The following is a 14,860-nucleotide window of genomic DNA, read 5'->3' on the forward strand; positions in this document are numbered from 1 at the left end:
AGGAGGAATTGGCATGGAAAAGGAAGCGGCGTCCGCCAACAGGCCCAAACGGATGAAAAGCGGTGAAGCTCCCGCACCGGACAAGCCAATGCGGTCAGGCTTTACGACTGGAGCTTGTGCGGCTGCAGTGGCCAAAGGAGCGGTACAACTGCTCATCACGGGCATTCCACCGAAGGAAGCAGTGATATCGCTGCCCGCGGGATTCGATCATGCGTTTGAGCTGATCGAGCCTGTGTTGGACGCGGACGAAGCTTCCTGCACGACGATCAAGGACGGTGGCGATGACCCAGACGCCACGCATCAGGCGAAAATTATCGCCTCTGTTAGCTGGCGCGAGGAGCCGGGTATTGAGCTGGATGGCGGCATCGGCGTAGGGCGGGTAACGAAGCCCGGTCTGCCTGTGCCTGTCGGGGAAGCAGCGATTAATCCGGTGCCGCGACGGATGATTATGGAGGCTGTGACAGGCGTGCTTGAAGAGCACGGATCGGCCAAAGGTGTCCGTGTCGTCATCAGCGTACCGGACGGCGAAGAAATCGCCAAGAAAACGCTGAACGGACGGCTTGGCATTCTTGGAGGTATTTCCATACTAGGCACGCGTGGTGTGGTCGTTCCGTTTTCCACGTCAGCTTATAAAGCCAGCGTCGTGCAGGCCATATCGGTTGCACAAGCGATGAACTGCCAGGAAATAGTCCTGACCACAGGCGGCAGCAGTGAAAAATATGCCATGCAAATGTACGATCAGCTGACGGAAGAAGCCTTTATTCAGATGGGGGACTTTGTCGGCTTTGCCATTAAGCATGGGAAACGGCTGGGAATGAAAAAGATTATTCTCGTCGGTATGCCTGGCAAGCTGTCGAAGGTAGCTCAAGGTGTCATGATGGTTCACTCCAAGAGCGCTCCGGTGGACTTTGGCTTTTTGGCTGAGGTCGCGCGTGAAGCAGGTGTGGATGAGTCGCTTGCAGCGGCAGTGGCAGAGGCGAATACAGCTACGCAGGTGGCAGATATGATGACCGAAGCGAATGCGCTGAGCTTTTTTGAAAAGTTGTGTACCTATGGATGTCAGCATTGTCTGGACCATGCAGGTGGTGGAATTGTCGTGGAAATGGTACTGGTAACGATGAAAGGGAACGTGCTGGGGAGGGCGAGAGTCGGTGAGTAGAGTGATTCGTGTCATTGGTATCGGTGAAAATGGAGCGGCAGGTCTGTCGCAGGAGACGCTGGAGCACATTGAGAGTGCCGACCTGCTGGTTGGTGGAGAACGCCAGCTAGCCTTTTTCAAGGCATTCGCAGGGGAAAAACGAACATTAAAGAGCGGCTTATCTGCCGTGGTAGAAGAATTGGGACGGTTGCGCAAGGACAAGGATATTGTCGTGCTTGCGTCAGGCGATCCGCTTTTTTTTGGAATTGCAGGTTATTTGTCCGCCAAGCTGGGGGCTGAACATTTGGATATTTTGCCGCATCTCAGCTCGGTTCAGCTGGCGTTTGCGCGTCTCGGTGAAAGCTGGCAGGATGCGGTGCTGGAAAGCGTACATGGCCGTCCGATGACCGGATTGGCGCAGCGGATCGATGGACAGAACAAGGTCGCGCTGCTGACGGACGACCGCAATCATCCCGCCGCAGTCGCTGCCTATCTACTGCATTATGGCATGACGGAATATGATGCCTTTGTCGGCGAGCATTTGGGCGGACCGGATGAGGCGTATCAGCATTATACGTTGGATGAGATGGCGCAGAGAACGTTCCAACCACTGAATGTGGTGATTTTGCGCCGCCGTAAGGGAGAAGACGTGCCTGCAATTCGTCGGGGATTTGGCTTCGAGGATGCGGAATTTCACCAGCGCAAGCCGGAAAAAGGACTGATCACGAAGCGTGAAGTACGCGTATTCAGCTTGTCCGAGCTGCGTCTGACCGAACGAAGCATCGTATGGGATATCGGCGCAGGTTCCGGCTCTGTAGCGGTGGAATGTGCGCGGCTAGCCAAGTATGGGCAAGTATTTGCCATTGAGAAGAACGAAGGCGATCTGGCTAATGTGGAAGCGAACAAAATCAAATTCCGCACCGATTTCCCGGTTATTCATGCCAAAGCGCCTGCCGGACTGGAAGATCTGCCAGACCCGGATGCGGTGTTTATCGGTGGGAGCGGGGGAGAATTGGCCGAGCTGATTCGTCTGTGCGCTTCCCGTCTGCGTAACGATGGACGAATTGTAGTGAATGCTGCAACGATTGAGACGCTGCATGATGGGATGAAGGCGATGCAAGCAGCAGGACTCGATACTTCAGTGACGTTACTGCAAACAGCACGCAGCAAGCCGATTTTGAATATGACTCGTTTTGACGGACTCAATCCGATATATGTTATTACAGGGCAGCCGTCGGTGGACGTGGCTGACGAAGTAGCAGGGGAGTAAGCTGGTAATTCAAGAGGGGGAGAGAGACAGCATGAATACGGCGGCAACAGGAACACTTTACGGCGTAGGTGTGGGGCCGGGTGATCCCGAGCTGATTACGGTCAAGGCGTATCGCATGATTCAGGAATGTGCAGTTGTGGCTTATCCGAAGAAACGACGGGGAGGTAAGTCGTATGCTCACGAAATCGTGGAGTTGTACGTCAACCCGGAGGAAAAGGAGATGCTGGGACTCATTTTTCCAATGACCAAGGACCCGGTTGTACTGGAGCGTGAGTGGAACAAAACGGTGGTTGCTTGCTGGGAGGCACTGAGCCAAGGCAAGGATGTAGCCTTTGTCACAGAGGGAGACCCTAATCTGTACAGTACCTTTATTCATTTGGCACGGCTCATGAAGGATCTCCATCCTGAGGTGCCGATTGTATCTATTCCGGGCATTTCGTCTGTGTTGGGAGCGGCGGCAGCGCTGGAATTGCCTTTGGCAGACGGAGATCAGCAGGTCGGTATTATTCCGGCTACGGATGATCGGGAAGCGATGAAGCGGGCGATTGAGAATCACGATACGGTCGTGTTTATCAAGGTTGCCAAGGTGCTGGATTTGATTTTGGATGTGCTGGATGAACTCCATCTTGGGGACCGTGCATCAGTCATTACCAAGGTCACTTCTCCTTATGAAATGGTATGGCGCGACGCACGTGAGCTGCGCGGACAGGAGCTTGAATATTTGAGTTTAATGGTGGTGAGCAAATGACGTTGGAGCCCAAAGTGTATATCGTAGGAGCAGGTCCCGGCGACCCGGAGCTGATTACTGTCAAAGGCTCCCGGATTCTACGCACGGCCGATGTGGTATTGTACACGGATTCACTCGTGAACGACGAGCTGATTGCCACGGCCAAGCCAGAGGCGCAGGTACTGCAAAGCTCAGGCATGGATTTGGAGCGGCAGGTCGAGATTATGAGCGAGGCTGTGCAGGCTGGACGCAGTGTAGCTCGCGTACATACAGGCGATCCGGCAGTGTACGGAGCCATTTTGGAGCAGATGGTGTTGCTGAAGCAGCGGGGAGTAGCATACGAAATCGTACCAGGCGTCAGCTCGGTCTTTGCTTCTGCGGCCGTGCTGGGTGCAGAGCTAACTGTGCCTGACCTGACGCAGACGGTCATTCTGACGCGTGCCGAAGGCCGTACACCTGTACCGGATCGGGAAAAGCTGCGTGACTTGGCATCCCATCACTGTACAGTGGCACTGTTCCTCAGCGCAACGCTGGCAAAGAAGGTGGTCGTTGAGTTTTTGGCAGCAGGCTGGAGTGAGGACACGCCTGTAGCGGTTGTGCAGCGCGCGACCTGGCCGGATCAAAAGATCGTGCGCACGACGCTTGCTCAATTACCCGCCGATTTGCGTGCTGCAGGCATAACGATGCATGCCATGATTTTGGCAGGCTGGGCGCTCGATCCGGGACTGGTGGACAAGGACGCGCATCGTTCCAAGCTGTATGACAAGTCATTCACCCATGGCTACCGGAAGGGAGTGAAGCCCGGTGAGTAATCCATTTGCCGCTGTGGCAATCACGAAGCATGGAGTGGAAATGGTTCGCAATTTGGGAGCCAGCTTTCCGGGTACGGATGTGTATTACATGTCCAAATTTGAGCGTGGCGACGAGCAGGAGCGTGGTATTCAGTTGTTCGAAGGCTCGGTCAAGCTGATTTTGCCGGATTTATTTAAACAATATAACGGTATTATTTTATTTATATCTCTCGGTGCAGTGGTTCGTATGATTGCACCAATTTTGGTGGATAAAAAGGTAGACCCAGCGGTAGTTGTCATTGATGATCGTGGCGAGCATGTCATTAGCGTATTGTCTGGCCATTTGGGTGGCGCCAATGAATTGACCCGCCATGTAGCGGCTGTACTAGGCGCACGTGCTGTAATCACGACTGCATCGGACGTGCAGGGCACGATCCCGGTGGACATGTTTGGTCGGGAATTGGGTTGGGTGGTCGATAGCTTCGACAAGGCCACTCCTGTGAGCGCTGCTGTTGTGAACGAGGAGCCTGTTGCGCTCATACAAGAGACAGGCGAACGGAACTGGTGGCGTTATGACAAGCCTTTACCTGGACATATCAAGGTATATGCTTCGACGGCAGAAGCATTGCAAGAACCGTTTAACGCCGCATTGGTCGTGAGTGACCGTTTATTGGAGCCGGAGGAAGAGGAGCAGCTTCTTTCTAATGGCGTGCTGTACCGTCCGAAAAGCTTGGTGCTCGGCATTGGCTGCAACCGTGGGACTGCATTGGAGGAACTGGAGGCGGGTGTGCTGGACACCTTGCAAGAGCTGCGTTTGTCCGTGAAAAGCGTACGGAATATTGCCACCATTGATCTGAAAAAGGACGAAGAGGGCTTACTTGCCCTTTGCGCCAAATACGGTTGGGAACTGGTGACGTATACTCCGTCAGAGCTGAATACGGTGCAGCTTCCCAATCCATCGGAAACCGTCTTCAAATACACTGGCGCATATGGGGTCAGTGAACCTTCAGCCTTGTTGTCTTCTGGTGCAGACCATTGGCTGCTGGAGAAGAAAAAAAGCGGCAATATGACGCTTTCTGTAGCGCGGGTTTCCTATGACTGACATCATGAAGCAGGCTGTACAGTCTGATCCGTCTGCCGCTACGCGCAGAAGCCGTATTGTTGTTGCCGGAACAGGCAGCGGCGCTGGCAAAACGACGGTTACCCTCGGGCTGATGAAGGCGTTCGCCGACAGCGGCCTGCGAGTGCAGGGTTTTAAATGCGGGCCGGATTATATCGATCCGACCTATCATGCTGCCGCGACCGGGACCTCTTCCCGTAATCTGGATTCATGGATGACCTCACCGGATACGGTGCGTGAAACCTTTATCCGTGCTTCCGAAGGCGCGGATATTTCCGTGATTGAAGGCGTCATGGGGCTGTATGACGGCAAGGATCCGCTCAGCAACACCGGCTCGACCGCTGAGATCGCCATGCTGACGGACAGCCCTGTATTGCTGGTGGTCGACGTGCGCAGTATGGCACGAAGCGCCGCCGCTATTGTGCTCGGCTTTCAGCGCTTGGAGCCCAAGCTGCGCATTGTGGGCGTAATTGTGAATCGCTGCGGTAGCCAAGGGCACTATGGCATCGTCAAAAAGGCGATTGAGCAGGAGTGCGGCATCCCCGTGCTCGGCTGGTTAAAGCGTGATGACGGGCTGGATATTCCCGAGCGTCATCTGGGTTTAATACCCGCTGTGGAACGCGGCGAGCTGGAGCCGCTATTCCAACGGGCGGCAGAGCTGATCCGCGCGGGTACGGATCTGGATGCACTGCGGGCATTGGCGGATTCGGCTCCGCCGTTGTCTCTGCCCGCACAACCGTTGTTTCCCCCGGATTGGCTTCCATCAGCAGTGCATGAAGCTGATACTGGGGAACGTCCCGTGATTGCCGTCGCCAGAGATGCGGCGTTCAATTTTTACTACCCGGAAAATATGGATTTGCTGCGTCAGGCGGGAGCAGAGATTGTCTATTTCAGTCCTCTGGCGGGAGAACGCGTACCTGAGCAGGCAAGCGGCCTATACCTGGGCGGCGGTTTCCCCGAAGAGTTTGCCGCAGATATCGCTGCAAATACGGGCTTTTTGGAAGATATCCGCAACGCGGTGAGCCGGGATATGCCAGTATTCGCCGAATGCGGCGGTTATATGGTGCTGGCTCGAACACTAACGGATCGTGAGGGTCATGCCCATCACATGGCCGGGGTTATTCCGTCGGACGTCCGCATGCAGGAGAAACGGGCTGCACTGGGATACCGGGAAGCAACCGCTTTGCAGGATTGCTTGCTGCTGGAGGCTGGAGAGACGATTCGGGGACATGAATTTCATTATTCTATCATGCACTATGATGAATCATCCGCCCCCTACTCCTACGCCTATCAAACCAAGGGGATGCGCGGTCTCCAGAGCGAGGGCTATGCGAAAGGGAATCTTTTGGCAGCCTATACGCATGTTCATCTCGCTTCTCTCCCCAAGGCGGCAGCGCGCTGGGTGGAACAATGCCGGGCTTACGGTCAATAGTTTTGCAAACGAGTCCACTACTTCATATAAACGAAAAAAAGCCGAGTCCCCTAAAGGGTCCGGCTTTTCTAAATTTCAATAGATTTAAACCTTACATAGTATGGAAGCGTATACATTACTTTTTTGGTGATTCGCTTACATGAGCTTTTTCAGCTGGGAAATCCTTCCCTGACTCACGCCAAGCATGGAGGCGAGTTGTTTTTGTGAAGATGCTGGATGTTCTTCCATAAGCTCTCTCATTTTCTCCAAAATAACATCTGTGCGCTGATAAATTTTTTTCATATGCATATTTTGCTTAAGTGGGGGTGAATGGGTTTCAGTCGCTGTGACCGGAACTAAATCTTCCGTTTTCATCGAGGCTGCACATTCATCGCAGATAAACTGATCTTTAAAGTAGGTGTTGGTATCAACCGCACCGCAAAATATACAGTTGGTTGATTTGTACTTACGGAGCATGAGTGTCTGGTCTTCAATAAAAAACTCTAATGGATCGCCGATGTCAATCTCCATCGTCATGCGCAACTCTTTAGGAAGCACAATTCGCCCCAAGCTGTCCAAGGGCCGGGTCATTCCAGTCCTTTTCATTCATGCAACCTCCCCGTTTTTTTAAGATTTATAGAATGTATAAGGTTTGAGGCAATTCTTATCAATTCTATAACCGCAAGCATAAATTCTTACAAAAAGCGGCCCTTCATTGTTAACCAAGCATGGACGCACTTTTTTTCTTACGAGTATACCATAAACAGGCCGAATCGCCATCGTTCAGATTTATAAATTTTGAATAAGTTTGAATAAGTTTTAATAAGTTTATTCCGAGCGAACATATATGCTATAATCGTCTGCTAAAGGATTTAATAGGCCGTCTGTAGAATTATTTATATATGCCGTAGCTCGGACAATGATGGCGGTGTTATGGGAAATCGATAAGGGCCAAACGGAATTTTCTGAGCGTTTTGACCCCACAAACAAGAATAAATGACACGGGCCCCGCCTTTAAAGTCCTTATATACAAGTCAGGCAAGGAGGATTTATCATGGAAAAAAGAAAAGCATTGTTGTTAGGAGATTATTCGTATCCGGAGTTTCACCCGCTGCAAGGGGTGGACGAAGAGATTAGCCATATTTTACAGGATTGGATGACGGTACAGTGCAGTGAGAATCGTAAAATGCTGCTCAAGGAAAATCTAACCTCATTTGATCTATGTATCTCGTACTGCGATAGCCGCAAGGAGGTTCTGTCACCTCAACAAACAGCAGGATTGCTGTCTTATGTTAGCGGCGGGGGTGGATTGCTTGTGCTGCATAACGGAATCACATTGCAAGGACGGTATGAAATTGCACAGTTAATGGGGGCACGTTTCTTGCGACACCCGGCTGCGGGTCCACTTTCCTTCAAAGTAACGGAGCCGGATCATCCGATTATGGAAGGAATCGAGCCGTTCGAGATGCAAGAGGAGCCGTATCGTTTTGATTTTGATCCATTCACTGAAAAAACACTACTGATGGAATATGAACACGAAGGCCAGTGGTGGCCGGCGGCATGGTCACTGTCCTATGGCTTGGGTCGGGTCGTCTATTTGATGCCTGGGCATAATCAGCCAAGCTTCCAGCACGAGGGATACCGCAAGCTGCTGCTTCAGGCTGCCAAGTGGGCTGGACGCTTTCCAGGTTAAACATATGTCATTCCATTCACTGGGGAAGGGGAGCTGCGAGCTTTATGCGGCTCCCCTTTTCAGGTTATACTATAGGTAATCACAGGTAGGGGAGGATATATTATGAGCGATTTGTTCAAAAAAGCCATCTCATTGGGGTGGGGCCTCACCGTTGTCAGCAAAGAAAAGGTGGAGAAAGCCGTCGAGGATCTTGTAAACCGGGGAGAACTTGCGCCCTCGGAATCCAAAGCGCTGGTCGATCGTCTGATCGAACGAGGGGCAGAGGAACAGGGACAATTCAAAACAGTGATCCGCGAACAGGTTAGCCGCATTTTGCAGGAGCTGGAAGTACCTACCGAAAATGATGTTACAAGTTTGGAGCAGCGTGTGGCATTGTTGGAAAAACAGGTAGCGGAGCTGGAAAAAGAAAAGGCGGCGCTTACGGGTTCGAGCGACGCTGAAGAAGCGAACCGGCTGGATTAAAATGGCGGTTCGTATGAAGCACGCCGGTCGTTACCGGGAAATTGCCATGGCGCTGGCGCGTCATGGCTTTGGCTATATGGTGGAAGAAATGGGACTGTTCCAGCTGCTGTCATTGCCTCGCAAGTGGCTGACGAGAGAAACTCCCGAGTCCAAAACGCTAGGTGAACGGATTCGACTTGTGCTGGAGGATCTGGGGCCTGCATTCATCAAGCTTGGACAGTTGGCAAGCACACGTGCTGACCTGCTGCCGGAGCCTATTATCCGTGAGCTGGTTAAGCTTCAGGATCAGGTACCGCCGTTTTCATCTGAAACGGCGCGTGGCATTCTGGAGCAAGAGCTGGACACGTCATTAGAGGACATACTGGTTCGTTTTGACGATGTTCCGCTGGCCGCTGCTTCGATTGGGCAAGTGCATCTGGGCAAGCTGCACAGCGGCGAAATGGTCGCCATTAAAATCCAGCGTCCTGGCGTTAATCGCATCATTCGGCGAGATTTGGACATTTTGCGGGAACTGACCGCTATGGCAGCCAAGCGCTGGGAGTGGGTAGAGCGGTATCAGCTTCGCCAGATGGTAGAGGAGCTGGGGAGATCGCTCATTCAGGAGCTGGATTACAACCATGAAGCCCGTAACACAGAGAAGATTGCGCTCCAATTTGAGCAGGACCCACATATCTATATTCCGAAAATATACTGGGATCATACCTCTTCCCGTATACTGACTATGGAGTTTCTAGACGGAACTCACTTGGGTAGTCGTGAAGAGCTATTACGCCGTGGATATAACTTGAAAGAACTAGCGCAGCGGCTGGTGAACAGCATGCTGCATCAAATTTTTATAGAGGGTTTTTTTCATGCCGATCCCCATCCGGGGAATTTACTCGTTCTGAAAAATGGCAGTCTCGCTTATTTGGACTTTGGCATGACGGGAAGGCTGAGCGAAGAGATGAAGAATCATCTCGCTTCCCTCATTATTGCCCTGATGCGCAAAAATACCGATGCCATGGTTCGGTCTATCGAACGGTTGGGTCTGGTCGAACCGGACACCGACCTGAATGCGCTGCGTGCCGATCTGGACAAGATACGCGAAGATTACTCAGACGTTCCTTTCTCACAGGTTAGTATTGGTGATGCTTTGAACGACCTATTTGGCGCAGCGCAGCGCCATCGGATTGGTTTGCCGTCGGACGTCCTGTTGCTAGGCAAGGCGTTGCTGACACTGGAGGGGGTCGTGGAGCATCTGGACCCCGATCTTAGTATTATCGCTTTGGCTGAGCCCTTTGGTAACAAGCTGTTGAAGGAACGCTTCAGCGGTCGTCGTATCCGAGGCAAGCTGCTGGGTGGTGCGACTGAGCTGGTGGAGACGCTGATGGAACTGCCAGGACATGCGAGGCACTTGGCCTCGATTATCAGCAAGGGCAAGCTTAAGCTGGAGGTTACTGTGCCGGAGCTGGAAATGCTTCTGCGCAGGCTGGATCAGATCAGCAACCGTCTGTCATTCAGTATCGTGCTGTTAGCGTTCAGCATTATTATGGTCGGACTGATTATCGGTTCATCGCTGAATCATCAGGCGACCATGCTGTGGAATGTACCTGCCATTGAAATCGGCTTTGTTGTCGCTCTCTTAATGGTTGCCTTTTTACTATATTCCATTTTTAAATCGGGAAGATTCTAGATACTGACCAGAAAGGAAAACTTATGGATACACATAAGATGAATAATCTCCAAATTGCAGATGTGCCATGGCACCGCCTGACTACTCCTTATGGTAGGGGCACGAAGTTGCCACAATTGATATCCAACGGGGAGTACGCAGCAATTGCTGATCTGATAGAGCATCAAGGCACATTGTGGCAGGTTACGCCATGGGTGTTACTTTTCTTATTGCGTAATATGCATATGAGAAATTCGGATGATATCACGCGGAGTGAGTTGGAACTGTACCATGCGGTTGTTGGAGCATTGGACATGGAAAATGCACAAGAGGATTCACAGAAGTCTGTGGAATCTCTAACCATGCTGCTGGACGAAAAATATCTATGGCCAGCAGACAGCGATCCAGAAGAAGATGAACTGGAGTGGGAAGAGGAAGAAGCACGCGGTTATGATCCGGTAGCTTTTTGGAGTTATTATGACTATAGTTATCGGTTATTGAAGCAAGCACTACCTGACTTTGAAAGCTTACTCCAGCAGCATGCGGACTCGGAGATTGCGGAATCCCTATCGGAGCTTGTACAGAAATTGCGAAAATTTTAATTATAAGAAAACGAATCAAATGAGCTATGACAGCAAACTAATCTTTTGCTAAGGAGTGATTTTAGTGGCAAAAAAATTAACTGATATACATCGAATACGTCTCTTAAATCTCCTTCGTGATATTGGGTTTGAACCATCAAAAGTTACTATAGAAAATAAACAGGGGGAAACTGAGGTTATTGATTTAGAGTCCCCGTTACCGAAAGGGTTGCAAGCTGTTTTAAATTCCCGAGGCAGCCTAAGTAAGGAGCAATTACTTGAGATCGAAGAGAGTGTTAAACAATCCAGAGAGGATTGGGATTAGATGGGGTATTTATTTGATACGAATGCAGCTATTGCCCTTCATAGACTTGACTCATCTTTGGATAGAGTAATACGACAAGCTGAGAAAGACAAAGAGAATATTTTCTTTTCTGTTATAACTCAGTCCGAGTTTATAGCCGGGTTGCCCACTGATACTGCCTTAGATTCAATACCTTTTCTTGGCGGGGAATTTATTGCAGTTAATTCAGATATCGCAGTTAAAGCGGGGCGTATCAGAAGAGAACAAAAAGATAAGTTTGCAAGAAAGCTCAAGACTCCAGATGCATTGATTCTTGCGACAGCTATTATAAACCAATTGGTACTGGTTACGGCGGATCAAGATCTACAGTTCGCGGAGTCTGAGTATGAAGTTAAGGTGATAAACTTTAGCAGGTTAGAATCTTAGAAATTGCGAAAATTTTAATTATAAGAAAACGAATAAGATGAAGATAATGATCGATATTTCAAGGAAATAGATGATTTCTTTCTGTAAACAGCCTTTTAACTCATTCGTCTCTGCGAATTCCTTACGTTATAATGATGGACTGAATGTAACGGACCGGGTTCGTTTGAGAGAGACGAACTGTATGATAGGAGAGCCTTGGCGATTGGTCGCTGGACGGAGACCCGAAACACACGGGGTGCGAGTCAACACGCTACTCTCCGTAAATATAGGAGGCTGGAACGAGACAGTATGAATCTTAGACAACAATGGTTCGGTAATATCCGGGCCGATATACTTGCGGGCATGACCGTGGCGCTAGCACTAATTCCCGAGGCGATTGCCTTCTCGATCATTGCGGGGGTCAATCCCATGGTCGGACTGTACGCCTCCATATCGATGGCAATTGTCATCTCTTTTGCAGGTGGACGTCCGGCGATGATCTCGGCAGCGACCGGGGCCGTAGCTGTACTGGTCGTTGGCCTAGTGAAGAATCATGGCGTGGAGTATCTGTTTGCAGCTACCATTTTGGCAGGAATCATTCAAGTGCTGCTGGGTGTTTTGAAAATAGGTCGCTTTATCAGCTTTATTTCGCAGCCAGTTATGACCGGATTTGTGAATGCGCTGGCGATCCTCGTCTTTATGGCGCAACTCACCCACTTTCATGGAGCTAATTGGATCATGTACGCGATGGTAGCGGGGACGCTACTCATTGTGTATATTTTACCGAGATTTGTGAAAAGCATTCCTGCTCCATTGACGGCAATCATCATCATGACGATCATTACGTATGTATTTGGATTGAATGTGAAAACGGTAGGAGATATCGGTACGCTAACCAGCTCGCTGCCTTCATTCCATTTGCCGCAAATTGAGTGGTCGTGGCATACTTTGCGGATTTTGTTGCCGTATTCCTTTACGATGGCACTGGTTGGATTGCTGGAATCGCTGCTGACAGCCAGTATTTTGGATGAAATGACTGAAACGAAGAGCAATAAAAACCGGGAAGCCCGCGGGCAAGGGATTGCCAACTTTGTAAATGGCTTTTTTGGTGGTATGGGTGGTTGTGCCATGATCGGACAATCCGTCATTAATGTCAGCTCAGGTGGAAGAGGGCGTTTGTCCACTTTTACGGCTGGGGTATTCTTGGCCTTTCTGCTGCTCGTGCTTGGCGGGGTTGTAAAGGAAGTGCCAATGGGTGCATTGGTAGGAGTCATGTTTATGGTGTGTATCGGAACCGTAGACTGGAAATCGCTCCGAAACATTGCCAAGGTACCTAAGGCGGACACGTTTATTATGGTGGTCACGGTGATCATTGTGGTGGCTACGCATGATTTGTCCAAGGGCGTGATCGTAGGCGTACTGCTGAGTGCTCTGCATTTTGGCTGGAAAATGGCTAAAATTCGCATCAGCGCAACGGAGAACAACGACGAAAAGGTGTACCATGTCAGGGGTCCGATGTTTTTTGCTTCAACGACTCATTTTGTCGATCATTTCGAACCTTCGGATGATCCAGAACGTGTCGTGGTGGACTTCAGTCATTCTCATATTTGGGATCACTCCGCAGTTACTGCCATCGGCAAGGTGTTGCAAAAGTATACGAAATCCGGCAAATCCATCACCCTGCGGGGATTAAATGAGGAGAGCCGTTTAATTGTAGAGAAGCTCGGCGGCCCTCTTGTTACCGAGCCGCTCGTATGATGAATGGTATAGCATAAATCAAAGCTTAAAATGAAATTTATTCATTTCAAGCTTTTTTTATTTATTTCTGAAATAAAACAACACTTTTCTTCCTGAATCATAGATAAATATGACAAATTTTCATCAAAGTATTGACGTAATAATTGGGCAGGAATACAATCATTGTTATTAAGTAGAGCAAATACATAGGAATAATTGAAAATCGAAAGGTATACACATATGAACTTAGACTGGGAGTTTATTGTAGAGAGCTTGCCGTTATATGGAGAAGCTATGTGGTTGACGTTGAAGATCGCCTTCTTTGCTATTCTATTTTCATTAGTCGTCGGTTTGCTGTGCAGCACAGTACTGTATTACAAGGTAAGGGGAATTAGCGGCATCGTTGTTGCCTATATTGAGCTTTCCCGAAATACGCCGCTGCTTGTACAGTTATATTTTCTGTATTACGGGTTTACGAAAATAGGTCTGCATATGAGCGAAATGACGTGTGCCATTGTGGGCATGACCTTTTTGGGCGGGGGTTATATGGCTGAGGCGTTCCGTGGGGGAATGGAAGCAGTGAGTAAAACCCAGACGGAATCCGGGCTGAGTCTCGGACTGTCCAAGATACAACTGGCGAGATATGTTATTTTGCCACAGGCTTTTGCCATCAGTGTTCCGTCTCTGGGAGCGAATGCGATTTTTTTGCTCAAGGAGACTTCCATTGTTGGCGCCATTGCTTTATTAGATCTGATGAATGTGGCAAAAGACCTGATCGGCATGTACTACAAAACAACAGAATCGCTAATTCTGCTGGTATTGGCATATCTCGTTCTGCTTTTACCTTTGTCGATACTGCTGACATGGGTGGAAAGGAAGGTGAGATATGCTGAATTCGGGGATTAATGTGCTCTTTGAAGGTTCCAATTTCGAGCGTCTATTAGGGGGATTACTCGTTACGCTGGAGATTGCGTTACTTTCCATTATTATCGGTACTCTACTAGGCATTTTGATGGGGTTGCTGCGCACCTTAAAATCAAGACCGATTCGGTTTGTGCTGAAATTATATTTGGAGACATTCCGCATTATTCCAATTCTGGTATGGTTGTATGTCGTATATTTTGGATTTACTCCTTTGTTGAATGTGAATATCAGCGGGGAATTGACAGCAATTATCGTATTCAGCCTGTGGGGAGCGGCCGAGATTGGTGACATCGTTCGTGGTGCATTGGAATCACTGCCCAAGCATCAGGTGGAATCCGGGCAGGCATTGGGACTGACATATGGACAGTTATATCGCCATGTGCTCATTCCCCAGGCGGTGCGCCGAATGCTTCCCGGTTCTATTAATCTGGCGACACGGATGATCAAAACCACTTCATTAGTGGTGCTGATCGGTGTAGTGGAAGTGGTCAAGGTCGGGCAGCAGATTATTGAGCTTGGTGTAATCAAGGCGCCCTCGGCATCTTTCTGGGTGTACGGCTTTATTTTCATATTGTATTTTCTCGTATGCTATCCGTTATCCAGACTTTCCAAAAGATTTGAACGCAGATGGCAAAATTAGCAGGAT

At 49.8% G+C, this 14,860-nt stretch carries 16 protein-coding genes; 15 read left to right on the forward strand and 1 reads right to left on the reverse strand.

Annotation, left to right across the window (positions count from 1 at the left end; all coding sequences use genetic code 11):
• Positions 1-13: 13 nt before the first annotated feature.
• From MHB46_RS16230 to MHB46_RS16255, 6 genes are read left to right on the forward strand one after another with little or no spacing between them, the layout of a single operon-like run.
• Complete coding sequence (locus MHB46_RS16230; RefSeq protein WP_254326187.1) at positions 14-1,159, forward strand: cobalt-precorrin-5B (C(1))-methyltransferase; 1,146 nt, start codon at positions 14-16, stop codon at positions 1,157-1,159.
• A complete protein-coding gene (cbiE, locus tag MHB46_RS16235; RefSeq protein ID WP_341162862.1) occupies positions 1,152-2,408 on the forward strand; it encodes a precorrin-6y C5,15-methyltransferase (decarboxylating) subunit CbiE in 1,257 nt (418 codons plus the stop codon). Before MHB46_RS16230 ends, cbiE begins: the two co-directional genes overlap by 8 nt.
• Before the next feature lie 31 nt (positions 2,409-2,439).
• Positions 2,440-3,156, forward strand: a complete 717-nt coding sequence (cobI, locus tag MHB46_RS16240; RefSeq protein WP_039271654.1) for a precorrin-2 C(20)-methyltransferase — start codon at positions 2,440-2,442, stop codon at positions 3,154-3,156.
• Positions 3,153-3,947 (forward strand): precorrin-4 C(11)-methyltransferase, encoded by a 795-nt coding sequence (cobM, locus tag MHB46_RS16245; RefSeq protein ID WP_013373518.1) that lies wholly within the window; start codon positions 3,153-3,155, stop codon positions 3,945-3,947. Before cobI ends, cobM begins: the two co-directional genes overlap by 4 nt.
• Positions 3,940-5,028, forward strand: a complete 1,089-nt coding sequence (locus tag MHB46_RS16250; protein ID WP_341162863.1) for a cobalt-precorrin 5A hydrolase — start codon at positions 3,940-3,942, stop codon at positions 5,026-5,028. Before cobM ends, MHB46_RS16250 begins: the two co-directional genes overlap by 8 nt.
• Complete coding sequence (locus tag MHB46_RS16255; protein WP_341162864.1) at positions 5,021-6,478, forward strand: cobyrinate a,c-diamide synthase; 1,458 nt, start codon at positions 5,021-5,023, stop codon at positions 6,476-6,478. The genes MHB46_RS16250 and MHB46_RS16255 overlap by 8 nt, the downstream gene beginning before the upstream one ends.
• Before the next feature lie 135 nt (positions 6,479-6,613).
• Here MHB46_RS16255 and MHB46_RS16260 read toward each other — a convergent pair whose 3' ends face one another.
• Positions 6,614-7,063, reverse strand: coding sequence for an AbrB/MazE/SpoVT family DNA-binding domain-containing protein (locus MHB46_RS16260; protein ID WP_025721620.1), 450 nt, complete (start codon positions 7,061-7,063; stop codon positions 6,614-6,616).
• 448 nt (positions 7,064-7,511) lie between these two features.
• Here MHB46_RS16260 and MHB46_RS16265 point away from each other — a divergent pair, with 448 nt between their 5' ends.
• From MHB46_RS16265 to MHB46_RS16305, 9 genes are all read left to right on the forward strand, one after another.
• Positions 7,512-8,150 (forward strand): ThuA domain-containing protein, encoded by a 639-nt coding sequence (locus MHB46_RS16265; protein WP_039271649.1) that lies wholly within the window; start codon positions 7,512-7,514, stop codon positions 8,148-8,150.
• 102 nt (positions 8,151-8,252) lie between these two features.
• Complete coding sequence (locus MHB46_RS16270) at positions 8,253-8,612, forward strand: phasin family protein (RefSeq protein ID WP_013312404.1); 360 nt, start codon at positions 8,253-8,255, stop codon at positions 8,610-8,612.
• Between the two features lies 1 nt (position 8,613).
• Positions 8,614-10,284: an ABC1 kinase family protein gene (locus MHB46_RS16275; protein WP_322172934.1), complete on the forward strand. Its 1,671-nt coding sequence runs from the start codon at positions 8,614-8,616 to the stop codon at positions 10,282-10,284.
• Between the two features lie 23 nt (positions 10,285-10,307).
• The gene (locus MHB46_RS16280) at positions 10,308-10,865 is read left to right on the forward strand and encodes a hypothetical protein (RefSeq protein ID WP_341162865.1); all 558 of its coding nucleotides are present in this window, start codon (positions 10,308-10,310) and stop codon (positions 10,863-10,865) included.
• A 64-nt stretch (positions 10,866-10,929) separates the two neighbouring features.
• Entirely contained in the window at positions 10,930-11,169 is a 240-nt protein-coding gene (locus MHB46_RS16285) for a hypothetical protein (RefSeq protein WP_226002551.1), read from the forward strand.
• Complete coding sequence (locus tag MHB46_RS16290) at positions 11,170-11,574, forward strand: PIN domain-containing protein (protein WP_165177837.1); 405 nt, start codon at positions 11,170-11,172, stop codon at positions 11,572-11,574.
• 288 nt (positions 11,575-11,862) lie between these two features.
• Positions 11,863-13,311 carry a SulP family inorganic anion transporter gene (locus MHB46_RS16295; protein ID WP_341162866.1) on the forward strand — a complete coding sequence of 483 codons (1,449 nt, stop codon included), beginning with the start codon at positions 11,863-11,865 and terminating at the stop codon, positions 13,309-13,311.
• A 219-nt stretch (positions 13,312-13,530) separates the two neighbouring features.
• Positions 13,531-14,196 carry an amino acid ABC transporter permease gene (locus MHB46_RS16300; protein WP_039271644.1) on the forward strand — a complete coding sequence of 222 codons (666 nt, stop codon included), beginning with the start codon at positions 13,531-13,533 and terminating at the stop codon, positions 14,194-14,196.
• On the forward strand, positions 14,177-14,854 hold the full coding sequence (locus MHB46_RS16305; protein ID WP_013312399.1) for an amino acid ABC transporter permease: 678 nt from the start codon (positions 14,177-14,179) through the stop codon (positions 14,852-14,854). Before MHB46_RS16300 ends, MHB46_RS16305 begins: the two co-directional genes overlap by 20 nt.
• Positions 14,855-14,860 lie beyond the last annotated feature (6 nt).

Origin of the sequence: Paenibacillus sp. FSL H7-0703 (assembly GCF_038003485.1) — a bacterium.
Lineage (GTDB): Bacteria > Bacillota > Bacilli > Paenibacillales > Paenibacillaceae > Paenibacillus > Paenibacillus polymyxa_B.